The following is a 26326-nucleotide window of genomic DNA, read 5'->3' as shown; positions in this document are numbered from 1 at the left end:
ATCATGATCATTCGAGGCTGACTTCAAGATCGCAAGACACGCACCGTCATGTTGAATGCTCTTCTTCCGTAGCAGGCAGTGCAGCAGACAAGAACTTTCGCGTTAGCTCTGCCAACACGCCGCAACCGGTGCAGTCCATGCGACCCATGCCGAGGATTACGGGTCCGCCGCACCGTTCTCGCATTGGACAAGGCAATCGAGCCCCGCAAGCCGCAGCGCGACGGCGTCATCCATCACGCCGATCGCGGCGTGCAATGCGTCTCGGTCGCCTATCCGATTGCGCGAAGATGATAACAACACACGCTTCTTCGCGCTCACTGATGAGCGTAATTTAGTGCAGTCCAGTGCAAAAAACTCTTTGACGGCTCGACCCGGACCCGGTGCGCACCAGCGGCAGGTCACGCCGCCCGTGGCTTGTTCACCGTCTCGATCCGGTCGAGCGTCTTGCCGAGGCTGCGTTTCGCGACCTGGACGTCGTAGTCCGTCTGCAGGTTGAGCCAGAGCTCTGGTGTCGTATCGAGCGCCTTGGCGAGCCGGAGCGCGGTGTCGGCGGTGACGCCGGTCTGCTCGCTCGCGATCCGCTCGATCCGCGTCCGCGGCAGCCCGCACACTTTGGCAAGCGCGCCAGCGGACATCGCGAGCGGAATGAGAAACTTCTCGCGCAGAACCTCACCGGGATGCATCGGCTTCAGCTTCTTCGTCATCGCAGCGCCTTTTCTATGATGGTCCACGATCTCGACGTCCGCCGGGCCGTCCGCCGTCCAGATGAAGCAGACCCGGAATTGATCGGTGATGCGGGTCGAATGCTGCCCCTGGCGATCTCCCGTCAGCGCCTCCAGACGGTTGCCAGGCGGCGATCGCAAGTCGCCGAGACCAGCTGCAGCGTTGAGGTAGCGCAACTTTCGGCGGGCCATTTTCAGCAGATCGGATGGAAAGCCCTTCGGGTTCTCGCCGTCGAAGACAGCCTCGGTGATCTTGTCCCGGAAGCTTCTGATCATCCGCAATGATGTATCAATCCATGATACATTCGTCAAACAATGGCGATGTCTCGGAGTTGCTCGCGCTGATTCTACTAGCCCCCTGTCATCGGCCAGAGCATCTCAGCTCTGCACAAACTGCCCGTCGTGCTGATTCCCCTTGCGCCGTCGAGCAAATCACCTCCACGTTTCCGGCCATCCCGCCCGCACTGAGAGGGGCGTATCGCGATCGTCACGGGACGTTGCGGCGGGGAGTGGTGGCCGCGGGGCGACGCAGCACCTCAATGGGGTGCGGACGAACGTCGTCGTGCGGACGGTCAAGCCGTGTGGTCCCGACACCCCGACGCTGGTGTCTTGGTCGGCGACGATGCCGATGACGGGGGCAAGCAAGCCCGGTCCCCTGGGAGAGCGCGGAGCAGCCGTTCAAACCATCGCGCAGGGAAGGCCGGGTTGTTTCCGGCTGAGCCTGTGGTTCCTTCCCCGTGCTTATCTTTCGCACGGGGGCCGCGGGTGCCAGTCGGCACTCGGCCTTCCCTGCGCCCTCTCCATTGATGAGGACGCCCACATGCAGCAGAGCTCGGGCTGATCGGCCGCGAGGTTGCGGGTGCATGGGCGTCAACAAGGCTAAGGCTGCGACGAGCGGCGGGCTGTTTGACAGGGTTGATCAGGAGATCAGAGAGCGTGCCTCAAGCGAGACTTGGGGGGCTCAAACGCCCGGCTTCGCGAAGACGCTACGCCGGGCACGCTTCGCCCTTCGGGCTACGGCGCGGCTGCGCCACGCGTAGCCCGAAGGGCGAAGCGTGGTGCCCAGGGGCGGAATCGAACCACCGACACTGCGATTTTCAGTCGCATGCTCTACCAACTGAGCTACCTGGGCAGGTCTCGTGAAGGGCAAAAAAGCCCGGCGAGCCGGCGGGTTATAGTGGGACCGGACGGCGCTGTCTACCGCCCTGAGCGGAAGTTTTCACATTCCTTTTGCAGATGCGCAGCGGCGCCGTAAGCGCGCGGCCGTCAGCCGGCATGCCAGGCACAAGATCCTGAAAATACGGATCTATTCGACGTCATCCTCGTCGCCCTCGGTGGCCGGGATGACATAGGAACCGCTCAGCCAGCGATGGAGGTCGACGTCGCGGCAGCGCGACGAGCAGAACGGGCGCGACGCGTCCGCGGCGGGCCGGTTGCAGATCGGGCAGCGGCGGAGGGGCTTCGCGGTGGCGGTCTTGGAGCGGATCGATTCGTCGGACATCGGCGGCTATTTAGGCGGTGACGGCGGCCAATGCACCCCCCTTGGGGAGAGGCTAGACGCCGACCGTGTTGAGCCAGCCGAAGCGGATCGGGAACCCCTCGCCGGCGAGCAGGGTCGTGGTCTCGTAGAGCGGCAGGCCGACGACGTTGGTGTAGGAGCCGACCATCTTCACCACGAACGAGCCGGCGATGCCCTGCACGGCATAGCCGCCAGCCTTCCCGCGCCATTCACCGGAGCCGATATAGGCCTGGATGTCGTCCTCGCTGAGCCGCTTGAAGCGGACGCGGGTCTCGACCAGCCGCTGGCGGAACGCCTCCTTCGGCGTCACCAGGGTGATGGCGGTATAGACGCGATGGTTGCGTCCCGAGAGGAGGCGCAGGCACTGCGAGGCCTCGTCGACCAGATTGGCCTTCGGCAGGATGCGGCGGCCGACCGCAACCACGGTGTCGGCGGAAATGATGAAGGCGCCGCGCAGCTCGTCGTCGAGCTGGACGGATTTCAGCGCTGCATCGGCCTTGGCGCGCGCCAGGCGGTTGGCGCAGGCGCGCGGCAGCTCGCCCCGCTTCGGCGTCTCGTCAACATCGGCGGGACGCAGCGCGTCGGGCTCGATGCCGGCCTGGTTGAGCAGCGCCAGACGCCTCGGCGAACCGGATGCAAGAACGATTTTGGGACGGCCGAGCATGCTGATTTCGCTAGGGGATTCGGAGGCTGTGGGGCGGGCGCGCGGAACCTATCGGAAGGGCTGCCATTCCACAACCCGCAGGGTGCGACAAGGCTGCGACGGCCTGCTCTACGAGCTCAGTTTGAGCGGGAGACGACGTTGGTATTTCGGTTCGATGACACCTGTGCTGGAACCGGGACCCTACAAGCCTGCCGGTCCCGGCTTGGCGAAGCGTTTGCGGATCCGCGCGAACAGGCCGTCGCAGACCTCGCGATAGGCGGCGAGCTTCTGCTCGCGATTGCCGTCGGTGGTGGTCGGGTCCGGCGTCGGCCAATATTCGACGTCGGCGGCGATGGTGCGGGTCAGCTCCAGGGCCTTATGATGCGCCTCGGGCGAGAGGGTGATGATGAGGTCGAAGTTCAGCCCTTCCCAGTCCTCGAGCTCCTCGAAGGTGGTCGGCTTGTGCTGCGAGATGTCCTGGCCGAGTTCGGCCATGACGGAGACCGCGAACGGGTCGAGCTCGCCCTTCTTGACGCCGGCTGAGCGGACATAGACGGCCTGCGGGAACATCTGGCGCAAGAGGCTCTCGGCCATCGGCGAGCGCACGCTGTTCTGGCCGCAGGCGAACAGCACCGCCTGCGGCTGGCGGGCGCGCGGCGGCACCTCGGCCATGGGTCTAGGCGCCCTTGGCCGAACGGCTGGACGCGTGGCGGCCGGCCCGCCGCATCACTGGCCCTCGCCCTTCCAGTGCAGCACCGTGATCAGGGTGAACAGCCGGCGCGAGGTCTCGAAATCGACCCGCACCTTGCCCTTGAGCCGCTCCTGCAAAGTGCGCGAGCCCTCGTCATGGATGCCGCGGCGGCCCATGTCGATCGCCTCGATCTTGTCGGGCGTCGCGGTGCGGATGGCGTTGTAGTAGCTGTCGCAGATCATGAAATAGTCCTTCACGATCCGCCGGAACGGCGACAGCGACAGCAGATGCGTCACCACCGGCGTGCCGTCCTCCTTGCGGATGTCGAACATCAGCCGGTTGGCGGTGATGCCGAGATGCAGGGTGAAGGGGCCCTGGCCGTCGGCGCCCTCGGGCGCGAACAGGTTCTCCTCGACGAGGTCATAGATCGCGATCGCCCGCTCATGCTCGATGTCCGGACCGGAGCGGCCGATCGACTCCTCGTCGAGCGTCACCGCCACGATGCGATTGGTCCGGTCGTCGCCTGGCGGGTGCTGGGTCATGGCAGATTGAGGCGTATTCCCACGGAGCGTGAATGGGCGTCGAGACCCTCGGCCTTGCCCAGAGTCATCGCTGCTGGTCCCAGCGCGCGCAACTGCTCCGGACCGCATTTCAACAGCGACGTGCGCTTCATGAAGTCGAGCACGCCGAGACCCGAGGAGAACCGCGCCGAGCGCGCGGTCGGCAGCACGTGATTGGAGCCGCCGACATAGTCGCCGATCGCCTCCGGCGTGTGCGCGCCGAGGAAAATGGCACCGGCATTGCGGACCCGGGCGGCGAAGGCATCGGGATCCCTGGTCATGATCTCGAGATGCTCGGCGGCGATGGCGTCCGCCAACGGCACGGCCTGGTCGAGATCATCGACCTCGATGATGGCGCCGAAATCGGCCCAGGACGCGCCGGCGATCTGAGCGCGCGGCAGCGTCTTGAGCTGGCCTTCGACGGCGCGGGCGACGTCGTCGGCCAGGCGGCGGCTGTCGGTGATCAGGATCGATTGCGCGCTGGCGTCGTGCTCGGCCTGGGCCAGGAGATCGGCGGCGATCCAGTCGGCATTGCCGCTGTCGTCGGCGATGACCAGCACCTCGGACGGGCCGGCGATCATGTCGATGCCGACCTTGCCGAACACCAGCCGCTTGGCGGCGGCGACATAGGCATTGCCGGGCCCGACGATCTTGACGACCGGGGCGATCGTCGCGGTGCCATGCGCCAGCGCGGCGACCGCCTGGGCGCCGCCGACGCGGTAGATCTCGGAGACGCCGCCGAGATGCGCGGCGGCGAGCACCAGCGGATTGAGCTTGCCGTCGGGCGCCGGCACCACCATCACCAGCCGGCTGACGCCGGCAACCTTGGCGGGGATGGCGTTCATCAGCACCGAGGACGGATAGGCCGCGGTGCCGCCGGGCACATAAAGACCGGCGGATTCGATCGCGCTCCAGCGCCAGCCGAGTTCGACCCCGGCGGCGTCGGTGAAGCGCTGGTCGGTGGGAAGCTGCTTGAGATGAAAGGCTTCGATGCGGTCGCGGGCGAATTTCAGCGCGTCCAATGTCGCAGCATCACAGGCCGTCACCGCGGCCTCGATCTCGTCCGCGGTGACGCGCAGCGAGGCCGCGGTCAGCTCCAGCCGATCGAACTTGCGGGTCGCCTCGAGCAGCGCCGCGTCGCCGCGTTTGGCGACGTCATCGACGATGGCGCGGGCGGCGGCTTCGACGTCGGCGGAGGTCTCGCGCTTGGCGGCGAGAAACTGCCGAAACTGGGCGTCGAAATCGGCGTGAGCGCGGGACAGGCGAATGGGCATCTCTGGCACTTTCCGAAGGGGTGGCTGCCCCCGACCCCCTGCTCAATGGCGCGGCAGCGCGGGGCCGTCAACCCTTTGAAACCGCCCTACCCGGTCAGCGGCGGACGTCGTCGAGACCGTCTGACGTGCCGAGGTCATCCTCGCCGAGATCGGTCAGCTCGCATTCCAGGCATTCGACATCGAGTCGCAGCGCGCCGCCATGAGCGAACAGCAGCAGGGCGCTGCCGGCCGGCGGCTCGGCACCGATATGAAATTCGATGCCGATCAGCTCCAGCACCGTCTCGGGCGCGGCAAGGTCGATCCGGCGCGACTTGCAGGCCAGCACGCGGTCGAAGCGCAACGCGGCCAGGAGGCGGCGCGGCTCGCTCTGGCCGTGCAGCGCCTGGGCCCAGTCGAGCCGGTTCATGCCGATCACCAGCCGCTTCTCGGCCTGGCGCCAGATGATGTCGGCCGTCTGCACCCGCGCGTCCTGCACATGCGCGGAGATCACCGCGAGATCGTCGGCATCGAGCGCGATCAGTTTCAGCCGGTCGGTCACGGTCTCATCCTCTTGGCCCAGCCCTCACTCGCGGATGCGCTCGATCGTGGCGCCGCAGGCCTTCAGCTTGTCTTCCAGCCGCTCGAAGCCGCGATCGAGATGGTAGACGCGGTTGATCATGGTTTCGCCTTCCGCCGCCAGCCCGGCGATGACCAGCGACACCGAGGCGCGCAGGTCGGTCGCCATCACCGGCGCGCCGCGCAGGGTCGAGATGCCCTCGATCCGCGCGGTCTCGCCATCCAGACTGATACGCGCGCCGAAGCGGGCGAGTTCCTGGACGTGCATGAAACGGTTCTCGAAGATGGTCTCGGTGATTTCAGACGCCCCCTGCGCCCGCACCATCAGCGCCATCAGCTGGGCCTGCAGGTCGGTGGGAAAACCGGGAAATGGCGCGGTCGCGACCTGCACCGGGCGGATGCCATGGCCGTTTCTGACCACGCGGATGCCCTCGGCATTGCTCGAAATCTCGGCGCCCGCTTCCGTCAGCACGTCGAGAGCGGATTGCAGGAGCTCCGGCCGGGCGCCGGCGAGATGCACGTCGCCGCCGGTCATCGCGGTGGCGATCGCATAGGTGCCGGCCTCGATGCGATCGGGCAGCACCGTATGCCGCGCGCCGTGCAGAGCGTTGACACCCTCGATCTCGATCCGGGGCGTGCCGGCGCCGCTGATGCGCGCGCCCATCTTGTTGAGGCAGTCGGCGAGGTCGGTGATTTCCGGCTCGCAGGCCGCGTTGGTGATGACGGTCGTCCCCTTGGCGAGCGCCGCGGCCATCACCGCGACATGGGTACCGCCGACGGTGACCTTGGGGAAATCGATTCGACCGCCGCGCAGCCCACCCGGTGCCTTGGCGACGACATAGCCGGCGTCGATGTCGATGCTGGCGCCGAGCTTTTCCAACGCCATGATCAAGAGATCGACCGGCCGCGTGCCGATGGCACAGCCGCCGGGCAGCGACACCCGCGCCTCGTGCATCCGCGCCAGCAGCGGCGCGATCACCCAGAAGCTGGCGCGCATCCGCGACACCAGTTCGTACGGCGCGGTGGTGTCGATGATATTGGCGGCCGAGATCTGCAGCGTCTGGCCCTGGTACTGACCGTCGCCCGGGCGCTTGCCGACGGCCATGATGTCCACGCCGTGATTGCCGAGAATGCGCTGCAGCTGGGCAACGTCGGCGAGGCGGGGGACGTTGTCGAGGATCAGCGTTTCCGGCGTCAGAAGACCGGCGATCATCAGCGGCAGAGCGGCGTTCTTCGCGCCCGAAATCGGGATGGTGCCGTGAAGCGGGTTGCCGCCGACGATGCGAATGCGATCCATGCTGATCCTGCTGGGCTGATCGGGAAATTTGGCTGAGATGGGCGCAACAGGACCGACATTACGGCGATTTGATGAGTTCGCAACGGCAGGTGGCAGCCTCCGGGAATTCATCCCCCGGACTGTGCCATCGACCGCAGCGAATCACACCGGTGGCACCAGCGGATCGGCGAGAAAACCGTGCAACGCCGCCACCACCTGGGCGCCCTCGCCGATGGCGCCGCCGACCCGCTTGACCGAGCCGGAGCGGACATCGCCGACCGCATAGACGCCGGGCACCGAGGTCTCCAGCGGCGACACCATCCGCCCCGCATTCTGCTCCGACTGCGCGCCGGTCACGACGAAGCCGGCGCGGTCGAGCGTGACACCGCAATCGCCGAGCCAGCCGGTCGCTGGATCAGCGCCGACGAACAAAAACAGGTTGCGGATCTCGGCCAGCGCGTCTTCGCCCGACAGCCGGCTCCTGAGGGTGATGCGCTCCAGCCCCGTATCCGGACCACCGTCGAGCGCGACCACCTCGGTATTGAACAGGAGCTCGATGTTCGGCGTCGCCTCGATGCGCTCGATCAGATAGCGCGACATCGAGGCGGCAAGCCCGCCGCCACGGATGATCATCCGCACTTTCTTCACGTGGCCAGACAGAAACACCGCGGCCTGCCCCGCGGAGTTGCCGCCGCCGACCAGGGCGACCTCCTGGCCCACGCACAGCCGCGCCTCGATCGGCGAGGCCCAATACCAGACGCCGCGGCCCTCGAACTCCTTGAGCCGGGCGAGATCCGGGCGCCGGTAGCGCGCGCCGCTGGCGACCACGACCGCGCGCGCCCGCACCTCGTCGCCGCCCTCGAGCGCCAGCACGAAGGCGCCGTTCTTGCGCTCGCAATCGAGCGCCGTCACCGACACCGGGATCATGATCTCGGCGCCAAATTTCTGCGCCTGGTTAAAGGCGCGCGCTGTCAGCGCGAGCCCGGTGATGCCGGTGGGAAAGCCGAAATAATTCTCGATGCGGGCGCTGGCGCCCGCCTGGCCGCCGAAGGCGCGCGAATCGAGCACGGCGACCGACAGGCCTTCGGAGGCGCCATACACCGCAGTGGCCAATCCCGCCGGCCCGCAGCCGACGACGGCGACGTCGTAGATCTTCTCGCCACGCGGACCGCCGATCATGCCGATGGCGCGCGCGAGCTCGGTCTCGCTCGGATTGCGCAGCACGCTGCCATCGGACACGACAACCAGCGGCAGGTCCGCCGGCGTCGGCGAATAGCGCGCGATCAGGTCGGCGGCATCGTGATCGACGGCGGGATCGAGCAGATGATTCGGAAAGCCGTTGCGGGTGAGAAAGCTCTGCAGCCGCGCGATCGCCGCGGATTGGGGCGAGCCGATCATCACCGGACCGCCGGCGCCACCCTGGATCAGGTTGACCCGGCGCAGGATCAGCGCCCGCATGATGCGCTCGCCGAGCTCGGCTTCGGCGATCAGCAGCGCCCGCAGCTTGTCGGGAGGAATCAGGATCACCTCGACATCGCCTTCCGCCTGGCCATCGACCAGCGCGACGCGGCCGGAGAGCTGGGCGATCTCGGCCAGAAACTGCCCCGGCCCCTGGTCGATCACCGGCGTGACGTGACCGAGGCCGTCGCGCTGGGTGATGGCAACATGACCACTGAGGATCACGAACATGCCGGGGCCAGGCTTGCCGGTCTCGAACAGCAACTCGCCGTCGCGATAGTTGCGGATCTCGCCAAAACCGCGCAGCCGGGCGATCTCCTGCGCCGTCAGCTCCGGAAAAGTCTGCTCGAATCGGGCAAAGCTCTTTGCCAGATCCACCCGCTGCGCCTCGGCCGCCGTCCCGTCATCCGCCTGCATCACGCCCCCCTCTTCAAACTTGGCTCAACGCTTCGATTCGTCGGGGCCGCGCACGCCGGCCTTGTCCAGGCCGGCATCGGGCGCGGCCAGGATCTGGCTCCGTTCGCGGCTCTGCGCCTTGCGCCGCTTCAGATTTTCGCGCAGCGCCTGCTTAAGCCGCTCCTCGCGCGATCCCTTCGGCATTGGCTTGCTGGTCTGATCCGTCATCCCCTCCTCCGGTCCCTGACGTGGGGGCACAATTGATGCGGCGGGCGCGAAAGCCAAGAGGCGATGCGGCGCAGACGGTAAGTTCCGCGCCATCCGGCGTCGCCTGCCCGAATGGGGAATTGCGGCGACAGCCACCGCCGGCCCGTGAATTCGGCGGCCGAGCCGAAAAATGTAGCCCAGACAGGCCATTTCGAACCGAATCCGGGGCCCTGAGCACGATTTTGACGAAGGCGCCCTGCGTCTTTCCCCGAAAACCGGGCGAGCCGCGCTTGCGCCCGCGGGGACCTTGTGGCAAGAACCGCCCGCGTTCGGGCGCGGCCTTCGGGCCTGATCCCCGCGAGTCCCTTCTGCTGCCGTAGCTCAGTGGTAGAGCACTCCCTTGGTAAGGGAGAGGTCGACAGTTCAATCCTGTCCGGCAGCACCATCCATGTTCCCCAAAATACCTGTCGCACCATCTCGGCCGCATGGTTCAAGACGCGCCGCGCTTGGGACTGCGAACGCCCACCGACCCGGGCGCGGCGCTCCTCACCATGAGACGCCGGCTCCGAAGCCGGCGCTGCACATTGGCCATGAGCAGCGTGCTCATGGAGAGCGGCGACGGGTCCATGAGGGACGACGGCGTCACTGCAGTTTTGAATCGGGACGCTCGCCACACCGGCGGAGCGCCCCCTCCCCCGCAAGCGGGAGAGGTGCACCGGGGTCGTGGCACGGGGCGCGCGTCCAACCGCAACATGGCCCTCACCCCTCAGCTCCTCTCTGTACTCTTAGCTCACCTCCGCCCCTCACCGCGGCAGCAGATTCTCCTTCGCCAGATCGATCACCTCGTCGCCGCGGCCGCTCATGACGGCGCGGATCAGCCAGACGCTGAAGCCCTTGACCTGTTCGAGGCCAATGGTCGGCGGCATCGACAGCTCCTGCCGGGCGGTGACCACGTCGAGCACCGCGGGGCCATCATGCGCGAGCCAGTCGGCGACCGCGCCCGACAGTTCGCCGGGATCCTCGACGCGGCGGCCGTGGATGCCCATGGCCTGCGCCATCGCGGCGAAATCCGGATTCTCCAGATCGGTACCGTGCTCGACGAAGCCGGAGGCCTTCATCTCCAGCGCAACGAAACCGAGCGTGCCGTTGTTGTAGATCACGACCTTCACCGGCAGCTTCATCTGCTTCAGGGTGATGAGATCGCCCATCAGCATCGCGAAGCCGCCATCGCCGGACAAAGAGATCACCTGCCGCCCCGCTTGCGCGGCCTGGATGCCGATCGCTTGCGACATCGCATTGGCCATCGAGCCGTGCACCAAGGAGCCGACCAGGCGGCGGCGGCCGTTCATGGCGATGTAGCGCGCGGCCCAGATCGTCGGCATGCCGACGTCGAAGGTGAAGACGGCATCGTCCGACGCCGTCTCGCTGATCAGCCGTGTCAGATATTGCGGATGGATCGGCCGGCGGCCGGGCGTGCCGACGGCGAGATCATCGAGGCCCTTTCGCGCCGAGGCGTAGCGCGCGAGATTGTCGTCGAGGTGACGGCGATCGGACTTGGCCGTGAGCTTCGGCAGCAACGCGCGGATGGTCTCACCGACATCGCCGACCACGCCGACATCGAGCCGGGCGCGGCGGCCGAGCTGGCCCGGCCGGATGTCGACCTGCGCGATTCTGATGTCGTTCGGGATGAACTGCTTGTAGGGAAAATCAGTGCCGAGCATCACCAGCGTGTCGCAGCTGTGCATGGCATGATAGCCCGAGGAGAAGCCGATGAAGCCGGTCAGGCCGACATCGTAGGGATTGTCGTATTCGACATGCTCCTTGCCGCCGAGCGCATGCACGATCGGGCTCTGCAGCGTCTCGGCGAGTTGCATCAGTTCGGCATGCGCGCCGGCACAGCCGCGGCCGCAGAACAAGGTCACGCGCTCGGCGCCATTGAGCAGCGCCGCGAGTGCAGCGAGCTCCGGCTCGGCTGGCCGCACCACCGGCTTCGGCGGCACCAGGCCGACAGCCGGCGGCAGCGCCCGTTTCGGCGCAGCCTTCAACGCGACATCGCCGGGAATGACAATCACGGCGACACCGCGCTCGCCGGCTGCGGCGCGGATCGCGTTTTCCAGCACGAACGGCATCTGCGTGGGATCGGAGATCAGCTCGCAATAGACGCTGCATTCGCGGAACAGGTTCTGCGGATGCGTCTCCTGGAAATAGCCGCCGCCGATTTCGCTCGATGGAATGTGCGCGGCGATTGCCAGCACCGGCGTGCGGCTGCGCTGCGCGTCATAAAGACCGTTGATCAGATGCAGATTGCCGGGACCGCAGGAGCCGGCACACACCGCGAGCTTGCCCGTGATCTGCGACTCCCCCGACGCCGCGAAGGCCGCGGCCTCCTCATGCCTGACATGCACCCAGTCGATCGTCTGGCGCACGCGCAGCGATTCGGTGAGCCCGTTGAGGCTGTCGCCGACGACGCCATAGATTCGTTTCACGCCCGCGATTTCAAGCGTCTCGACGATCTGGTCTGCAATGGTGGCCATGAGCGAATGAGTCCTTTCTAAAAGCCTTGGAGAGATGGGCTGGAGAGATGAGAAGCGCACGCTGATATCGGACATCACATCCGCCACGGCCCGCGCCGGCCAATCAAAAATTCGCGGCTGGGAAAGTTTCCGGGGATCGCCGCGCAGCGGCTTGGGGAAACACGGCAGGATGTCGAACGCGTGACATCGCCTCCTCGCGGCGCGCATGGCGTCCGAGCTTTGCTGCAGGACCGCCCTCTTTGAACATCAAGGGCGCAGGGAAGGCCGGGAGCCTGCCGCTCCCATGGCCCGCCTGCAGAAAAAGAATGCAGGCGGCAGTCACCACAGGTTCGGCTGGGACATCCCGGCCCTCCCTGCGCGATGGGCTTACGATTTATACGCGCTCTCCCTGGGGACCGGGCTTGTTTGCCCCCATCGCCCGCGATGCGCCGAGCACATCAGCGAGCTTGACCTCAGCATCGGGAGGCCAGGACCACGCGACTTCGTCGTCCGGCATGTCACCAGCCGTCTCGCGCTGACGCGCCTTGGCGACACACCGGCCATCGCATCCCACACCCAACGCTCGTGACGACTCGCGAAGCGCCCCTCTTCGATGAGCGCGGGACGCCGGAAAATCTGGACGCGATTTGCCCGACGGTGCAAGCCGAAACTGTGCGACAAACTGGCACGACGGGCAGTTTGGGCATGGCGGGTATGCGGGACTACGGAGCCAAGGGAGGATTGAGCCGGCAGCTGAGCGGCGCGATAGCGTGTTACTCGACAGGCAGCCGCCCACACCATCCGAGTTGCGAGACTGACAAATGCTCCTGATCGATCACCTTCTGCCGAACTATCAGTTCTCCGAGCGGCACGAGACGCGCTTGCGCTCGTACGTATTGCTCACTCAACAGCCAGGACAAGGAGAGAAATTCCTGCCCAGTCAATCACGACGCACGCCAAAACCACCGTGCTCCACAAACCGACCCGAGCTATCCGCCTGATGTTGGCTAGAATTGCGATCAACACAATGTTAAGAGGCGAGAACACGAGGACAAAGTAGATGGCCCAAAGATACTGCGATGATCCGTCCATCACGGTCCCCATGATCGTTACAATCCACGTTGAGAGTCCGATGACGATCCCGACGAACAAGGTCCATCGATAAGCCAGCGGGTGCAGGTCAAGAAAATACGTCGGGAACACGCATCCGATCGCAGCGATTGTCGAAAGATGATTCACCATCGGAATCGCGTTGAAAAATTCAGAGGCGCCCATGGGTCGTTTCCGAGCTGGCTCTTGCAGTCTCAAGGCGCAGCCAAAAACCATTGGGCGGCGACGTCGTCCGGCGGCACGGCACATCCCTGCAGCTCACGTCAGCTCCTTCAGGCCGGCCGGTGTTTCAATCTGCGCACGATAGCGCAATTGCGGGCCGGGCCTGATCTCAGGCGGACGATCCACCGGAAGCGCACGATAGATGGCTTGCAGCGCCGTTGGGTCCGGATATTCGAGCGTGAAAGACCTCAATCGCGCGCCGAGATCCGCGATGCCCGCCATTGCACGTGGCTTGCCGCGCCTGTCGATGATGGAGGGGACTGCACCATCGTGCGGTAACGAGCCATCCTCGGGAATGGTGAAATCGAATGACGGGTCGGCGTCCGGCAGCGCCACCTTTGCGCCGAACACATCTGGATGTCCGACCATGACCACATCAATTAAATCCGTCCGCGCGACCCAGCCGCGCAGGCGGCGCCCGTCGTTCCAATCCTCACGCACCCTCTTCTGATCATCCAGACCAAACCAGCGCGAGCGCCGCGGCATGGCCGCCTCGGGATCGACGGCCACGATTTCCAAATAGACCCCGTCGCCGAGCTGAAGCAGGTGATTGTGAGTCCCCATATAGTCATGGCGCCGCCCAAACGGAACATTGAGACCGAGGCAACAGCGAACATGCGCAACGCCCTCGGCGAGGCTCGGCGCGATGACCGTGAGATGATCGAGCTTCAGCATTCCTTCTTGCCTCACCGTCTCACAAATCAAAGTTCGTTGCAGCGACGTCGATAGCAGGCAGGCACTTACGTTGTCCGCTCAATGCGAGGGGATGGCGCGATCTCTTGCGCAGGCCATGTCGTCACATCTGAATGCGGCGTCCCATGAAAATTCTCGATCTTCTGGTCGATTCGCTTCTCGTCGATTCCGAGACATCTCCAGCGATCCGCCTGCAGCCCGCTATGCCTACATGTTCATCAGCTCTGCTGCCATGATGCCGGATCGTCACCCGAACGTCACTTGCTCCGCTGTGCCGCGGAAGTAGCATAGGGCATCGCAACAGGAGATATTCATGCGGCTTCCCATTCTCAGCCCGGACGCGTTGAGCGAGGAGCAGAAGCCGCTCTATGCCGATATGAAGCAGGGCATTCAGGCGAGCTTCAAGGGCTTCGTCAACATCCGCGACGACGGCGCGCTGCTGGGCCCATGGAACCCGTGGCTGCGCGAGCCGAAATTCGGCAAGGCGGTGTGGGAGCTGGTGAAGACGATGGTGGACAAGCCGTCGCTGCCGGCGACGGTGCGCGAGGTCGCGATCCTGGTGACCGGCGCGCATTTCCGCTCCGCCTATGAGCTCTACGCGCATGTGCTGGTGGCCGAGCAGCGCGGCCTGTCCGACGACAAGCTCGCGACCATCGTCGCCGGCCAGCGGCCGGCCGATCTCACGAGGCCCGAGGCCGTCGCCTACGACTTCGCCTCTGCCCTGGTCAATGGCGGCGTGCTACCGGAGCTGACCTACAAGGCCGCGGTCGAACAGTTCGGCACCCATGGCGCCGCCGAGCTGTCCTATCTGGTCGGCCTGTATTGCATGGTGTCGGTCACGCTCAACACCTTCGACGTGCCGGTCCCGGAGTAAGCGAAGCTCGTTGCGTATCAAACGGCGGGACGAACGCAAATGATGCCCGGCGTGTCCAGATCGTCATGGCCGGGCTTGTCCCGCCTGCGCGGCCGGATGACGTATCAAGCTCGCGTCAAGCCGCCCGCACCGAATCCAGGAAGCGGCTGACCTCGTCGCGGAGGCGGCAGCTCTGACCGGACAGCGACTTGGCGGCGGACAGCACCTGGGACGAGGCGGAGCCGGTGGCATCGGCGCCCTGGCGGACATCGGCGATGTTCGCCGACACCTGCTGGGTGCCATGGGCCGCCTGCTGGACGTTGCGCGAGATCTCGCGGGTCGCCGAGCTCTGCTCCTCGACCGCGGAGGCGATGGCGGACGCGATCTCCGACATCCGGGCGATGGTCTCGCCGATCTCCTTGATCGAGCCGACCGATTCCTGGGTCGCGCTCTGGATGCCGCCGATCTGCTGGCCGATCTCGCCGGTCGCCTTCGCGGTCTGCTCGGCCAGCGCCTTGACCTCGGAGGCGACGACCGCAAAACCACGGCCGGCCTCGCCGGCGCGCGCGGCCTCGATCGTGGCATTGAGCGCGAGCAGGTTGGTCTGTCCGGCGATCGCATTGATCAGCTCGACGACGTCGCCGATCCGCGCGGCGGCCTTGGCAAGCTCCGCGACGTTGTCATTGGTCTTGCGCGCCTGCGCCAGCGCCTCGCTGGCGATGCGCGCGGAATCCTGCACCTGGCGGCTGATCTCGTTGACCGAGGAGCTCATCTCCTCGGCAGCTGCGGCGACCGAATGCACGTTGGTCGAGGCCTCCTCGGAGGCCGCGGTCACCACCGTTGCGAGCTCCAATGACCGGCCGGCCGTGGTCGTCAGCGAGGCAGCTGAGCGCTCCAGGTCGGCCGACGCCGATGACACGACGCCGACGACCTCGCCGATCGCCATCTCGAACTCGCGCGTGAAGCGCTCGACCCGCTGGCCGCGCTCGATCTTCGCCTGGGCTTCGGCGGCAGCCGCCTGCTCCGCGCGCTTCTTCTCGAGCAGGGCCTCCTTGAAGGTCTGCAGCGAACCGGCCATCGCGGCGATCTCGTCGTCGCGATCGCTGGTCGGCACGACGACGTCGTCGTTTCCGGCGGCCATCTGGCCGATCAGCCCGGTGAGGCTCACGATCGGATTGATGACTCGGCGGCGCAGCAGAGTGGTAACGAGCACGAGAATGCCGAGCAGCGTCACGACCACGATCGTCGCCAGCGCGAGCATCATATAGGCCGTGTCGCGCGCGGCGACCGCCCGGTCGCGCGCCTCGGCGATCGCGGCGTCGCGCACGATGAAGAATTTCTGCACGGCCGGGACCACGGTCTCAGCCAGCTGATCCGCATTGAGAGAATAATTGAGGTCGCCGAGACCGGCCGCGATGTCCTTGTCGACGATCGGGATGGCGCGTCCAAAATAGGATTCGCGCGCGTCCTTGAAGGCGGCAAGCAGGCGCTCCGGATTGCCGAGCTGGTCGATGCCGGCCTCGAGACGCTCGCGATCGACCTCGGTGCGGCCCTGAGCGCGGTCCATTGCCGCCTTCTCGGCCGGGGTCACAGCCCGCCGCGCGCTGAGCGCGGGCGACAGAGCCGCGGCGCGGCCTCCGGCGGTGACACGCAGATCCTGCGCGGTGCGGGCCACGTCGAGCAGCGTGGTCAACGACGCGTCGGCATTGGCGATGTGGTTCTGCAGGCGGTTGAGGATCGGCTCGATGGCGAGGGCCACCTGGGTGACACCGGGGAGAAATCCCTTGATCACGGCCTGGTCGCGCGCGTTGAGCGGCACGTTCAACGCGGGGTCCACCTTGGACAGGATCTCGGACAGCTTGGATGAGGCCTGCTCCAGGCTGCGCATGATCTCCTCGCTGTCAGACACGTTGGCGAGCTGCGCGCGGGCCTTGGCGAAAGAGGCGTCCGCCGACTGCCTGATCTTGCGCACGCCCTCGAGCTGCGCGGGGGAGGCAGGACCCTCCTGGAAGATCGGCGTGATGTAGGGGGCGCGATGGCCGACGACGTCCTGCGCGAACAGCAGCACGGCGCCGAAGGCCTCGACGGTCTTGATGGCTTCAGCCTTGTCGTTGACGGCCCTGACCTGCTCGATGACCACTTGCGCGGCGGGCAGAATGGCCAGCGCGGTCACCGACAGCATGGATATTGCGAACAGACGGCCGATTTTCATCGTTGAATCCCGGTTTCGATCCGGCGACGCTACGGGCCGATCGCTTAAGTTTATGCTTAATTTAACCTCCGTATTTCCACGGGGTTTCCGGGCGAAGCCCGTGCCTGGGGCTGGCCCGAATCGCCCTACAGGTCGAAATTGGTCGGCAGCATCACGACGTCGCGGATGGTCATGCCGCGCGGACGGGTCAGCATGAACATGATGACGTTGGCGACTTCGGCGGGCTCCAGCAGGCTGCCGGACTCCCGCGCCTCCTTGAGCTTCTCGGCCGGCCAATCGGCGATCAATGCGGTCACCACCGGGCCGGGCGAGATCGCGCCGACGCGGATGCCGTGCTTGAAGACCTGGCGGCGCACGGTCTGCACGAAGCAGTCGATCGCCCATTTCGAGGAGGCATAGACCGGCTCCCACGGCGTCGGGTAATGCGCCGCCAGCGAGCTGGTGACGATGATGTCGCCGGAGCCGCGGTCGATCATGTGCGGCAGCGCGTCACGCACGTTTTTCATGACGACATTGACGTTGAGGTTCAGCATGCGGTCGATCGCATCCGTCCTGGCATCGACCAGATCGCCGCCAATGTAGCTGCCGGCATTGGCATGCAGGATGTCGAGCCGGCCGGCGGCATCGAGGATGCGCGGCAGCAGCGTGGCGCAATCGGTGGAATCGAGCAGGTCGATCACCACGGGGATCACGGCTTCGCCATGCCGCTCCCGCAGGCGAGCCAACGCCGACGCATCGCGGTCGATCATCACGACGCGGGCACCGGCGGCCAGCATCGCCTCGCTGCTGGCGAGGCCGATGCCTGATGCGGCCCCGGTGACGGCGGCCACCTTGCCTTCGAGTTCCCTGGTCATCGCGTCCTCCCTGTGAGCGCGCACCCTAGCGCAATTCGCGCATGGCCGCCGCGTCTCTTTGGAGCCAATCCAAGGCCCGCGCGTTGCATTCCGGCCGCACGATGAAGAGTCCGATGGAGACGATCGACGCCTACCTCACCCGCAAGCATCAGGAGCTGCAGCTCTTGAACGCCTGCCTGCGCCGTCCCCATGCCGTGCCGGCGCCGCGCTCGGTCAGCGAGGTTGTCCGGCACAAGTTTCAGCTTGCCGCGGCGCTGAAGGCCGAACATGTGCTGACCGACTGGAGCGCAACCGAGACGGCCTGGGCCGATACGGATGATCACCACACCGGCCCGTTCGCGTTCAGCTATGACTATCAGCGCGCCGATCTCGACGTGCGCGGCCCGTCATTCTATGCGCAACAACAGAGCTCGGAATCCACCATCTACACGATTTCCGGCATGGCGGCGATCGCGGCGCTGCTGCTGGCGACGCGGCCGGTGCTCGGCGAGGCCGACCTGATGATGCTGCCGGGCTCCTATGGAGAGACCCAGGAGCTGATCGACGCGCATGCGCGGCATCTGCGCTCGGCGACGCTCCCAGACGACCTCGCCGACACTTTGGCGCGGCGATCGTCCGCGCCGCGGCTGCTGCTGCTCGATTCCAGCGCGACGGCGGCGCGCTTCGAGGCCGTGCTTCGCTGCGCACGCCCGGCGATCGATCTCCTGATCTTCGACACCACCTGCTTTGCCAATGGTTCGGGACGCATCCGCCGCGTGCTCGCCTGGGCGCGGCGCTGCAACGTGCCGGTCGCGATGCTGCGCAGCCACACCAAGCTGGATTCGCTCGGCGCGGAATATGGCCGGCTGGGCTCGGTGGTGTTTGTCGATTGGACGACCATCGCGCCCGGTCGCGTCGCGCTTCAGGCACTGACCGGAGAAACGCGCAACGCCGTCAGGCTGCTCGGCGGCGCGGCGCTGCCGGCGCATTTTCCGCCCTATGTCGGCATGGCGCCCTACCGGGATCTGACCAATAGACGAGTCGCCGCCATCCTGCGCAACAGCCGCCGCGCGCGGCGCCAATTCGCGCGGACGCTGCGCGGCCTCACCGCGGAGCTCGATTTCGCGCACGGGCTCTACGTGACCCTCGACAGTGACGCGCCGCTCGACGAGGCCAGCGCGCGGCGCGCGGCAGCGGCCATGAGCGAGGATCTGCGCCGCGCCGGCCTGCCGATCCGTCACGCCGGCAGCTTCGGCTTCGATTTCGCCGCGACCGAATGGTTTCACGACGCCACCACCGATCGCTACAGCGTGCGCGTCGCCGTGCCCGATCTGCCCGGCGCGCTCTGGGACGAACTGACGGATGCCATCGCGACCTGGTGGTCCCTGCATCAGGGACGATCTGCCGCGGCGTGACCGCGCGCGATGGCACGTGGTTTGCCTCTTCGACGGCACGCGATCACGCCGCAGGGGGTCCCATGAGCAGCTCGAAAACTCATCTGTCACGCCGGATCGTCCTCGGCGGATTGGGGGCTGCCGGACTGAGCGCATGGGCGCCGCGCGCGGGCTGGGCGCAGGGACGCGCCGAGACGCTGCTGGTGGTGCAGGAGCTCGGTCCCAATTCGCTGGACATGCAGGGCGTCGGCGCGAACCAGACCGTCAACGGGCTCGCCTGGAACTGCTACGACCGGCTGCTCAGCTACGCGGCCAAGACCCTGCCCGATGGCACCACCTCTTACGACCGCGCCGTGCTGGCGCCGGAGCTCGCCGAGAGCTGGGAGGTCGCCCCCGACGGCCTGTCCTGCACCTTCAAGCTGCGCAAGGCCGCGACCTTCCATGACGGCACCCCGGTCACGGCGAGGGACGTCAAATGGTCGTTCGACCGCGCCGTCTCGGTCGGCGGCTTCCCGACGTTCCAGATGTCGGCGGGATCGCTGGAGAAGCCGGAGCAGTTCGTCGTGGTCGACGATCACACCTTCCGCATCGACTACATCCGCAAGGACAAGATGCTGCTGTTCAACGTCGCGGTCGTCGTGCCCTTCATCATCAATTCGGAGCTTGCGAAGAAGAACGCCACGGCGGAAGACCCCTGGGCGCTGGCCTGGCTGAAGGCCAACGAGGCCGGCAGCGGCGCCTACAAGGTCGAGAGCTGGAAGCCCGGCACCGAGACCGTGCTGAGCCGCTTCGACAATTGGACATGCGGGCCGCTGCCGAAGATCAAGCGCGTGATCGCTCGCGACATCCCCTCCGCCGGCACCCGCCGCGCCATGCTCGAGCGCGGCGACGCCGATCTCTCCAGCGGCTTCGCGCCGCGCGATTTCGACCAGCTGATCAAGGAGGGCAAGGTCAAGGTGACGGGCGTGCCGATCCCCAACGCGCTGTGGTACGTCGCGCTCAACACCGCCAAGCCGCCATTCGACAATGTCAAGCTGCGCCAGGCGATCGCCTGGGCGATGCCTTATGAGCAGATCCAGTCGAGCGCATTCTTCGGCCGCGCAGTGCCGATGTATGGCGGCGCGAGCGAGGTGAGCAGGCCGGTGTGGCCGCAGCCCTTCCCCTATGTGACCGATCTCGACAAGGCCAAGGCGCTGATGAAGGAGGCCGGCTTCGAAGCAGGACTGGAGACGACACTGTCGCTCGACGCCGGCACCGCCACGGTCGGCGAACCCACGGCGATCCTGATCCAGGAGAACCTCGCCAAGATCGGCATCAAGGCCGCAATCGACAAGATCCCCGGCGCCAACTGGCGCACGACGCTGAACAAGAAGGAGCTGCCGATGGCGCTCAATCGCTTCAGCGGCTGGCTCGATTATCCCGAATACTATTTCTATTGGAATTTCCATGGCCGTAATTCGATCTTCAACATCTCGTCCTATCAGAGCAAGGACATGGACGCGCTGATCGAGACGGCGCGCTTCACCAATGACGCCGCGGAATATGAGGCGACCGTGAAGGCGTTCATCACGCTGTGCATGCGCGAAGTGCCGGTCGTGCCGCTCAACCAGCCGATCCACGACGTCGCGATGCAGAAGAACGTGAGCGGTTATGAATTCTGGTTTCACCGGGAGCCGGACTACCGGCAGTTCGCGAAGGGGTAGCTGTCAGTCAGGCGGAGGCTGACGGATGACCGGCGATGTGGCGACACCTCTCGCCACGGGGACGCTGCACCCTCTCTCTTTTAGAAGAGGGTGCGCCGTCGCTTTGGCTTGCCTATTCGCGTCACCGATATCATCGCTCCCTCGATGCGCGTCCCTTCACAGCCAGCCGCGCTTTCTGAACTGCCAGTACAGCACGCTGCACACCGCGACGATGAAGCCGAGCACGGCGTAGTAGCCATATTGCCATTTCAGCTCCGGCATATGCTCGAAGTTCATGCCGTAGATGCCGGCCACCGCGGTCGGCACGGCGAGGATCGCGGCCCAGGCGGCGAGCCGGCGGGCGATGTCGGTCTGCTGCGCCTGGCCGGCCATCATGCTGGCCTCGAACACGAAAGCGAGGATCTCGCGCAGCGAATCCGCATCCTCCTCGGCGCGCTTGGCGTGGTCGAGCACGTCGCGGAACAACGGTGCCATCTCGGCATCGATCGCGACATTGTCGGCGTGCTCCAGCCGCTTGCAGACGTCGACCACGGGACCGACGGCGCGGCGCAGCCGCAACAGGTCGCGCCGGAGGCGATAGAGCCGGTCGACCTCGTGACGCGCCAGCGGGCGCTGCAGCACGACTTCCTCCAGCGTCTCGACCTCGGCCATGATGCTCTCGGTCACCGGGCGATAATTGTCGACGATGAAATCGAGGATGGCATAGAGGATGTAGTCCTCGCCCTTGGCAAGCGAGCCCGGGCAGCTCTCGCACCGCTCGCGCACCGCGCCATAGGAGGTCGAGGCGCCGTGGCGCACCGACACGACGAAGCCCGGGCCGACGAAGATATGCGTCTCGCCGAACACGATGTGATCCTGCACCAGCTGCGCGGTGCGCGCGACCACGAACAGCGCGTCGCCATAGCGCTCGACCTTGGGCTGCTGATGCGCCTTCGACGCGTCCTCGATCGCCAGCTCATGCAGGTCGAACTGGCGCGCGATCCGCTGCAATAAAGCGGCATCCGGCTCATGCAGCCCGATCCAGACCACGTGGCCGGGCCGCTTGCTCCAGGCGCCGGCGTCCTCAATCGCGATGTCAACGACGCGGCGACCGCCGGCGTAGACGCCGGCCGCGACCACCCCCGGCTCGCGTGGCCGACCCCGCCCCTGTGGGGCTGGGGCTTCGGCCGGCGCTGGCGTGGTTACATGGCGCATGCTGGCTCTCCGCTGTCGCCGGCAATTTTCCGCGCCCGGACTGGTCCGGTCAAGCTGCGCATCAGGTCACGCCGGTGGGGCCGTCGAGCAGCTGCCTGACGCGGCGGACCAGATCGGTGCGGCGGTACGGCTTGTTGATGATCTCGAACTCGCCGATGTTCGCATCGGCCCGCTCCACCGCCGCATCGGAATAGCCGGTTGTGAGCAGCACCTTCAGCTTGGGCTGGCGCTTGCGCGCCTCGCGCGCTAGCACGGTGCCGTTCATGCCGCCGGGCATCACAAGATCGGTGAACAGCAGATCGAAGCGGATCTCCGAATCCAGCAGCTCGAGGGCGGTCGGCGCATTGGCGGCGATCTCCGTGCGATAGCCGAAATCCTCCAGGATCGAGCGCGCGAGTTCGGCCACGTCGGCGCGGTCCTCGACGATCAGGATACGCTCGCTGCCGGTGCGGTCCATCGCCATCTGCGGACGGATCGCGGGCGCCGCGATCTCCTGCTCGGTCGCCGGGAACAACAGCTGGACGGTCGTGCCGAGGCCGACCTCGCTGTAGATATAGGTGCTGCCACCGGACTGCCGGGTGAAGCCATAGACCATCGCGAGCCCGAGCCCGGTGCCCTTGCCCTCTTCCTTGGTGGTGAAGAACGGCTCGGCGACGCGAGCGAGAATGTGCGGCGGAATGCCGACGCCGTCATCGGACACTTTCAGCGCCACGTAGCGGCCGCCCTTGGGCACGCCGAACTGCACCACGTCCTCCTCGGAGATCTCCTTGTTCTCGGTGCGGATCGTGAGCGTGCCGCCATCGGGCATCGCGTCGCGCGCATTGACGAACAGGTTGAGCAGCGCGACCTCTGCCTGGGTCTGGTCGATCCGGCTGTTCCACAGGCCTGGCTGCGCCTTGACCGCAATGCGAACGCTTTCGCCGAGCGTGTGCCGCGCCATCTGCACCAAGGTTTCGATCATGTTGTTGAGGTTGATCGGCCGGCTGTCGAGCCGCTGCTTGCGCGCGAACGACAACAGCTGCTGCGTCAAGGTGGCGGCGCGGTTGGCGGCGGAGCGGATGTTCTCGACCGCGCGCCGATGCCGCGGCGCAAGCTCGCTTACGGCGCCCTGCAATGTCTCGGTATAGCCGATGATGACCTGCAGGATGTTGTTGAAGTCGTGCGCGATGCCGCCGGTGAGCTGTCCGATCGCCTCCATCTTCTGCGACTGCACCAGCGCGCTCTCGGCATCGCGCCGGCGCGACACGTCGAGCTGCGAGCCGAAGAAGTAGACCAGCTCGCCGGCGCGGTTGTAGACCGGGCTGATGAACAGCGCGTTCCAGAACGCCGCGCCGTTCTTGCGGTAGTTGAGGATCTCGACCGCAATGTCGCGACGACTCGCGATCGCGCTGCGGATCGCCGCGATCGTCTCCTGGTCCGTATCGGGCCCCTGCAGGAAACGGCAATTGGTGCCGACGATCTCGTTGAGCTCGTAGCCGGTCATTTCCAGGAACGCGCGGTTGGCGAACAGGATCGGATTGTCGCTCTGGCGCGGATCGGTGACGATCATCGGCATCCGCGTGGTCTCGACCGCGGCAAAGAAGATGTCATGGCGCTCCGACGACAGATCGGACGCATCGCCGCGGTCGACGACCGCGCGCGCCCGCTGCGGCTTCTCTTCTGACATGCTTCCCAGCTCCGCCTTTCCTTCTGCATGACGCGCACGGCCGCGCCGGACATCCGATGCAGCGCACCTTTTGATATGCCGCCCGAGGGGATCGGGTTCCCACTTGCGCCAGCGTGGCGCATATGCAGGGACGTGCTCACGAAATCGCGACGACCGGTCGCGGGAACGAAACCTGAGAAAGCCGCCGCCTCCTGCTCCGCTCGCGCCCATTCACGCCGGCCGCTGCTCGACGCGCCCGATGCAGACGCGCTACACCATCGTCTCGATCATCATCAACGGCAGGACTCATCATCATGGCAGAACAACGGGTCGCGCTGGTCACAGCCGGCGGCAGCGGCATGGGTGCGGCAGCAGCCCGCCGCTTGGCCGCGGACGGCTTTCAGGTCGGCATCCTCTCCTCCTCCGGGAAGGGCGAGGCGCTGGCGACCGAACTCGGCGGCCTCGGCGTCACCGGCTCGAACAAGTCGAACGACGACCTGAAGCGGCTCGTCGACGGCGCGATGAGCCGGTGGGGCCGCATCGACGTGCTCGTCAACAGCGCTGGCCACGGCCCGCGGGCGCCGATCCTGGAGCTGAGCGACGAGCAGTGGCACACGGGGCTCGACACCTACCTGCTCAACGTGATCCGTCCGTCGCGTCTGGTGACTCCGATCATGCAGACGCAGAAGAATGGCGCGATCATCAACATTTCGACCGCCTGGACCTTCGAGCCGTCGGCCATGTTCCCGACCTCGGCGGTGTTTCGCGCGGGGCTGGCCTCCTTCACCAAGATCTTCGCCGACAGCTATGCGGCAGACAACATCAGGATGAATAACGTGCTGCCAGGCTGGATCGACAGTCTCCCCGCCACCGAAGAGCGCCGCAGCAGCGTGCCGATGGCCCGCTACGGCAAGGCCGAGGAGATCGCCGCGACGATCGCCTTCCTCGCCTCGGATGGCGCAGCCTATATCACCGGCCAGAACATCCGCGTCGACGGCGGCCTGACACGCAGCGTGTGAGCCGGCCGTTGCGCAACACGGTCGGATACCACAGCGTCAGCGATCCCGACGACCGAGCCCGCTGGTGAGTTACGGCGTCGTGGCCAGACTTGTCCCGGCCATGACGACGGAGGGGCGGGAGATTTTATCTCTGCCGGCCGTCGCTTGTCTCCGACCGCTCGAGCCTCAGAACATCTCGAAATATTCGCGCTGCTCCCAGTCGGACACTTCGGCGTTGAAGCGATCGATCTCGGCGGTCTTGATGAAGGTGTAGTAGTCGATGAAGGTGGCGCCGAACGCGTTGCGAAAGAAGGCGTCGGCCTTCAGCGCGTCGACGGCCTCGCGCAGCGATTTCGGCAGCAGGCTAGCCTTGGTCTCATAGGGCACGTCGGCGGATGGCCCCGGATCGAGCTTGCGGTCGACGCCGTCGAGGCCGGCCGCGATTTGCGAGGCCATGTAGAGATAGGGATTGGCGGCGGGCTCGCCGATGCGGTTCTCCAGCCGAGTGGCGCGATCGCCGGGTCCGCCGAGCACGCGGATCATGACGCCGCGATTGTCGCGGCCCCAGATCGCGCGGTCCGGCGCCAGCGAATAGGCGCGATAGCGCCGGTAGCCGTTGATGGTCGGGGTCGAGAACACCGCGGCGGCGCGCGCATGCGCGAGCAGGCCGGCCATGTAGTGACGGCCGAGCGCGGACAGCCCGTCCGTTTCCGACGTCATAAAGGCGTTGCTGCCGTCGCGCGCGACCAGCGACTGGTGCAGATGCCAGCCCGACGACATCACGTTGGGGATGCGCGGCCGGCACATGAAGGTGGCGTGATAGCCATGGCGCTGCGCGATCTGCTTCACGGCGCTGCGGAACAGCACCATCGTATCGGCGGGCTCCATCCCGATGCCGGGCTGCAGCACGAACTCGCATTGGCTCGGGCCATATTCAAGCTCGATCGAGCGCAAGGGCAGACCGAGCGCGGTGAGATTGGCCCGGATGGTCTCCAGCGCCGGCTCCATCTGATCGAAGCGCTGCTCGGTGAGGTACTGATAGCCCTGCGTCAGCAGGCTGACTGTTGGCGGCACGCCGGGCTGTCCGGGCGAGCCGGCATCACCCGGTGCAAGACGCGGATCTTCGACCTTGAAGATGTGGCACTCGACCTCGAGCCCGGCCTTGAACTGATAGCCGCGCTGATCGAGCGCCGCCAACGCGGAGCGGTAGAGATTGCGCGTGGCGAAGGGAACGGGCGCACCATTGGCGAAGTAAAGATCGCACAGCACCCATCCTGTCCCGGGCGCCCAGGGCAGCACGCGGAACATGGTGGGATCGGCGACCATCAGCGCGTCGCTGCCGCCCTGCATCTCGCTCATGCCGAAGCCGCCGCCGGCCGTGAACACCGGAAACACCGTGCGATGCGAGGTGTCCTTGGCGAGCAAGGTCGTCGTGATCGAGCAGCCATCCTCAAGCGAGGACAGCGCGGCATCGACGGCCAGCGCCTTGCCGCGCAGGATGCCGTGCTGGTCGGGAAAAGAGAAGCGGATCGTCTTGAGCCCCTGCTCCTCGGCGATCCGGCGCATGCGCAGCGCGGCCTCCGCCTGCTCGGCCGACCACAATTGATGCTTTTGGACGAAACTCAACGATGGCTCCTGATCACGATGGCGATGCG

The 26326-nt window shown here is 66.2% G+C and carries 22 protein-coding genes, 2 tRNA genes and 1 pseudogene; 5 read left to right on the top strand and 20 right to left on the bottom strand.

The window, feature by feature from the left end:
* Window positions 1–398: 398 nt before the first annotated feature.
* From HL671_RS38160 to HL671_RS01405, 12 genes and pseudogenes are all read right to left on the bottom strand, one after another.
* A complete protein-coding gene (locus HL671_RS38160) occupies window positions 399–704 on the bottom strand; it encodes a HigA family addiction module antitoxin (protein WP_244424454.1) in 306 nt (101 codons plus the stop codon).
* Between the two features lie 27 nt (window positions 705–731).
* Window positions 732–998 (bottom strand): annotated as a pseudogene (locus HL671_RS38155) (type II toxin-antitoxin system RelE/ParE family toxin); the annotation flags it as partial.
* Window positions 999–1778: 780 nt separating this feature from the next.
* A tRNA-Phe gene (locus tag HL671_RS01450) sits at window positions 1779–1854 on the bottom strand.
* Window positions 1855–2028: 174 nt separating this feature from the next.
* Window positions 2029–2223, bottom strand: a complete 195-nt coding sequence (gene yacG, locus HL671_RS01445) for a DNA gyrase inhibitor YacG (protein ID WP_172235383.1) — start codon at window positions 2221–2223, stop codon at window positions 2029–2031.
* A 52-nt stretch (window positions 2224–2275) separates the two neighbouring features.
* A complete protein-coding gene (locus tag HL671_RS01440; RefSeq protein WP_006613056.1) occupies window positions 2276–2905 on the bottom strand; it encodes a Maf-like protein in 630 nt (209 codons plus the stop codon).
* 180 nt (window positions 2906–3085) lie between these two features.
* Window positions 3086–3556 (bottom strand): arsenate-mycothiol transferase ArsC, encoded by a 471-nt coding sequence (locus HL671_RS01435; RefSeq protein ID WP_172235382.1) that lies wholly within the window; start codon window positions 3554–3556, stop codon window positions 3086–3088.
* Window positions 3557–3610: 54 nt separating this feature from the next.
* Window positions 3611–4117: a UPF0262 family protein gene (locus HL671_RS01430; protein WP_008962298.1), complete on the bottom strand. Its 507-nt coding sequence runs from the start codon at window positions 4115–4117 to the stop codon at window positions 3611–3613.
* A complete protein-coding gene (gene hisD / locus HL671_RS01425) occupies window positions 4114–5409 on the bottom strand; it encodes a histidinol dehydrogenase (RefSeq protein WP_172235381.1) in 1296 nt (431 codons plus the stop codon). The genes HL671_RS01430 and hisD overlap by 4 nt, the downstream gene beginning before the upstream one ends.
* A gap of 94 nt (window positions 5410–5503) precedes the next feature.
* Window positions 5504–5947, bottom strand: a complete 444-nt coding sequence (locus tag HL671_RS01420) for a DUF2948 family protein (RefSeq protein ID WP_172235380.1) — start codon at window positions 5945–5947, stop codon at window positions 5504–5506.
* Between the two features lie 24 nt (window positions 5948–5971).
* Entirely contained in the window at window positions 5972–7261 is a 1290-nt protein-coding gene (murA, locus tag HL671_RS01415) for a UDP-N-acetylglucosamine 1-carboxyvinyltransferase (protein WP_172235379.1), read from the bottom strand.
* Window positions 7262–7402: 141 nt separating this feature from the next.
* Complete coding sequence (locus HL671_RS01410) at window positions 7403–9115, bottom strand: FAD-dependent oxidoreductase (protein WP_172235453.1); 1713 nt, start codon at window positions 9113–9115, stop codon at window positions 7403–7405.
* Window positions 9116–9139: 24 nt separating this feature from the next.
* Entirely contained in the window at window positions 9140–9322 is a 183-nt protein-coding gene (locus HL671_RS01405; protein WP_012041201.1) for a hypothetical protein, read from the bottom strand.
* 349 nt (window positions 9323–9671) lie between these two features.
* On the opposite strand from HL671_RS01405, the gene HL671_RS01400 reads away from it, so the two are divergent.
* Window positions 9672–9746 (top strand) — tRNA-Thr (locus HL671_RS01400).
* 358 nt (window positions 9747–10104) lie between these two features.
* Here HL671_RS01400 and poxB read toward each other — a convergent pair.
* The 3 genes from poxB to HL671_RS01385 form a co-directional block, all read right to left on the bottom strand.
* Window positions 10105–11835, bottom strand: a complete 1731-nt coding sequence (poxB, locus tag HL671_RS01395; RefSeq protein WP_172235378.1) for a ubiquinone-dependent pyruvate dehydrogenase — start codon at window positions 11833–11835, stop codon at window positions 10105–10107.
* A gap of 879 nt (window positions 11836–12714) precedes the next feature.
* On the bottom strand, window positions 12715–13089 hold the full coding sequence (locus HL671_RS01390) for a hypothetical protein (protein ID WP_172235377.1): 375 nt from the start codon (window positions 13087–13089) through the stop codon (window positions 12715–12717).
* 93 nt (window positions 13090–13182) lie between these two features.
* Window positions 13183–13821, bottom strand: coding sequence for a VOC family protein (locus HL671_RS01385; RefSeq protein ID WP_172235376.1), 639 nt, complete (start codon window positions 13819–13821; stop codon window positions 13183–13185).
* A 331-nt stretch (window positions 13822–14152) separates the two neighbouring features.
* On the opposite strand from HL671_RS01385, the gene HL671_RS01380 reads away from it, so the two are divergent.
* Window positions 14153–14713 carry a carboxymuconolactone decarboxylase family protein gene (locus HL671_RS01380; protein WP_172235375.1) on the top strand — a complete coding sequence of 187 codons (561 nt, stop codon included), beginning with the start codon at window positions 14153–14155 and terminating at the stop codon, window positions 14711–14713.
* A 115-nt stretch (window positions 14714–14828) separates the two neighbouring features.
* Here HL671_RS01380 and HL671_RS01375 read toward each other — a convergent pair whose 3' ends face one another.
* Together HL671_RS01375 and HL671_RS01370 are read right to left on the bottom strand one after the other, a co-directional pair.
* Complete coding sequence (locus HL671_RS01375; protein WP_012041196.1) at window positions 14829–16904, bottom strand: methyl-accepting chemotaxis protein; 2076 nt, start codon at window positions 16902–16904, stop codon at window positions 14829–14831.
* A gap of 125 nt (window positions 16905–17029) precedes the next feature.
* Window positions 17030–17758 (bottom strand): SDR family oxidoreductase, encoded by a 729-nt coding sequence (locus tag HL671_RS01370; RefSeq protein ID WP_012041195.1) that lies wholly within the window; start codon window positions 17756–17758, stop codon window positions 17030–17032.
* A 113-nt stretch (window positions 17759–17871) separates the two neighbouring features.
* Between HL671_RS01370 and HL671_RS01365 the strand changes: the two genes are divergently transcribed.
* Both HL671_RS01365 and HL671_RS01360 read left to right on the top strand, forming a co-directional pair.
* On the top strand, window positions 17872–19152 hold the full coding sequence (locus HL671_RS01365; RefSeq protein ID WP_041750314.1) for a hypothetical protein: 1281 nt from the start codon (window positions 17872–17874) through the stop codon (window positions 19150–19152).
* A 62-nt stretch (window positions 19153–19214) separates the two neighbouring features.
* A complete protein-coding gene (locus HL671_RS01360; RefSeq protein WP_172235374.1) occupies window positions 19215–20834 on the top strand; it encodes an ABC transporter substrate-binding protein in 1620 nt (539 codons plus the stop codon).
* 156 nt (window positions 20835–20990) lie between these two features.
* On the opposite strand, the gene HL671_RS01355 is transcribed toward HL671_RS01360, so the two are convergent.
* A complete protein-coding gene (locus tag HL671_RS01355; protein WP_012041192.1) occupies window positions 20991–22028 on the bottom strand; it encodes a magnesium and cobalt transport protein CorA in 1038 nt (345 codons plus the stop codon).
* Between the two features lie 61 nt (window positions 22029–22089).
* A complete protein-coding gene (locus tag HL671_RS01350) occupies window positions 22090–23694 on the bottom strand; it encodes a hybrid sensor histidine kinase/response regulator (RefSeq protein ID WP_012041191.1) in 1605 nt (534 codons plus the stop codon).
* A gap of 293 nt (window positions 23695–23987) precedes the next feature.
* Between HL671_RS01350 and HL671_RS01345 the strand changes: the two genes are divergently transcribed.
* Window positions 23988–24692 (top strand): SDR family oxidoreductase, encoded by a 705-nt coding sequence (locus HL671_RS01345; protein WP_172235373.1) that lies wholly within the window; start codon window positions 23988–23990, stop codon window positions 24690–24692.
* Between the two features lie 165 nt (window positions 24693–24857).
* Here the strand turns inward: HL671_RS01345 and HL671_RS01340 are convergent, their stop codons facing one another.
* Complete coding sequence (locus tag HL671_RS01340) at window positions 24858–26297, bottom strand: glutamine synthetase family protein (protein ID WP_172235372.1); 1440 nt, start codon at window positions 26295–26297, stop codon at window positions 24858–24860.
* Window positions 26298–26326: the final 29 nt, after the last annotated feature.

Origin of the sequence: Bradyrhizobium denitrificans, from assembly GCF_013179005.1 — a bacterium.
GTDB classification, from domain to species: Bacteria; Pseudomonadota; Alphaproteobacteria; order Rhizobiales; family Xanthobacteraceae; genus Bradyrhizobium; species Bradyrhizobium denitrificans.
The sequence above is the reverse complement of the archived record's forward strand: the minus strand, read 5'-3'. Positions and strand labels throughout refer to the sequence as shown.

Coding starts and splice junctions, on each gene's coding strand:
- hisD (WP_172235381.1), bottom strand. CDS start 5,409: ATGCCCATTCGCCTGTCCCGCGCTCACGCCGATTTCGACGCCCAGTTT.
- HL671_RS01365 (WP_041750314.1), top strand. CDS start 17,872: ATGGAGACGATCGACGCCTACCTCACCCGCAAGCATCAGGAGCTGCAG.
- HL671_RS01430 (WP_008962298.1), bottom strand. CDS start 4,117: ATGACCCAGCACCCGCCAGGCGACGACCGGACCAATCGCATCGTGGCG.
- HL671_RS01440 (WP_006613056.1), bottom strand. CDS start 2,905: ATGCTCGGCCGTCCCAAAATCGTTCTTGCATCCGGTTCGCCGAGGCGT.
- HL671_RS01380 (WP_172235375.1), top strand. CDS start 14,153: ATGCGGCTTCCCATTCTCAGCCCGGACGCGTTGAGCGAGGAGCAGAAG.
- HL671_RS01405 (WP_012041201.1), bottom strand. CDS start 9,322: ATGACGGATCAGACCAGCAAGCCAATGCCGAAGGGATCGCGCGAGGAG.
- HL671_RS01350 (WP_012041191.1), bottom strand. CDS start 23,694: ATGTCAGAAGAGAAGCCGCAGCGGGCGCGCGCGGTCGTCGACCGCGGC.
- HL671_RS01375 (WP_012041196.1), bottom strand. CDS start 16,904: ATGAAAATCGGCCGTCTGTTCGCAATATCCATGCTGTCGGTGACCGCG.
- HL671_RS01435 (WP_172235382.1), bottom strand. CDS start 3,556: ATGGCCGAGGTGCCGCCGCGCGCCCGCCAGCCGCAGGCGGTGCTGTTC.
- poxB (WP_172235378.1), bottom strand. CDS start 11,835: ATGGCCACCATTGCAGACCAGATCGTCGAGACGCTTGAAATCGCGGGC.
- yacG (WP_172235383.1), bottom strand. CDS start 2,223: ATGTCCGACGAATCGATCCGCTCCAAGACCGCCACCGCGAAGCCCCTC.
- HL671_RS01385 (WP_172235376.1), bottom strand. CDS start 13,821: ATGCTGAAGCTCGATCATCTCACGGTCATCGCGCCGAGCCTCGCCGAG.
- murA (WP_172235379.1), bottom strand. CDS start 7,261: ATGGATCGCATTCGCATCGTCGGCGGCAACCCGCTTCACGGCACCATC.
- HL671_RS01410 (WP_172235453.1), bottom strand. CDS start 9,115: ATGCAGGCGGATGACGGGACGGCGGCCGAGGCGCAGCGGGTGGATCTG.
- HL671_RS01355 (WP_012041192.1), bottom strand. CDS start 22,028: ATGCGCCATGTAACCACGCCAGCGCCGGCCGAAGCCCCAGCCCCACAG.
- HL671_RS01360 (WP_172235374.1), top strand. CDS start 19,215: ATGAGCAGCTCGAAAACTCATCTGTCACGCCGGATCGTCCTCGGCGGA.
- HL671_RS01390 (WP_172235377.1), bottom strand. CDS start 13,089: ATGGGCGCCTCTGAATTTTTCAACGCGATTCCGATGGTGAATCATCTT.
- HL671_RS38160 (WP_244424454.1), bottom strand. CDS start 704: ATGACGAAGAAGCTGAAGCCGATGCATCCCGGTGAGGTTCTGCGCGAG.
- HL671_RS01345 (WP_172235373.1), top strand. CDS start 23,988: ATGGCAGAACAACGGGTCGCGCTGGTCACAGCCGGCGGCAGCGGCATG.
- HL671_RS01370 (WP_012041195.1), bottom strand. CDS start 17,758: ATGACCAGGGAACTCGAAGGCAAGGTGGCCGCCGTCACCGGGGCCGCA.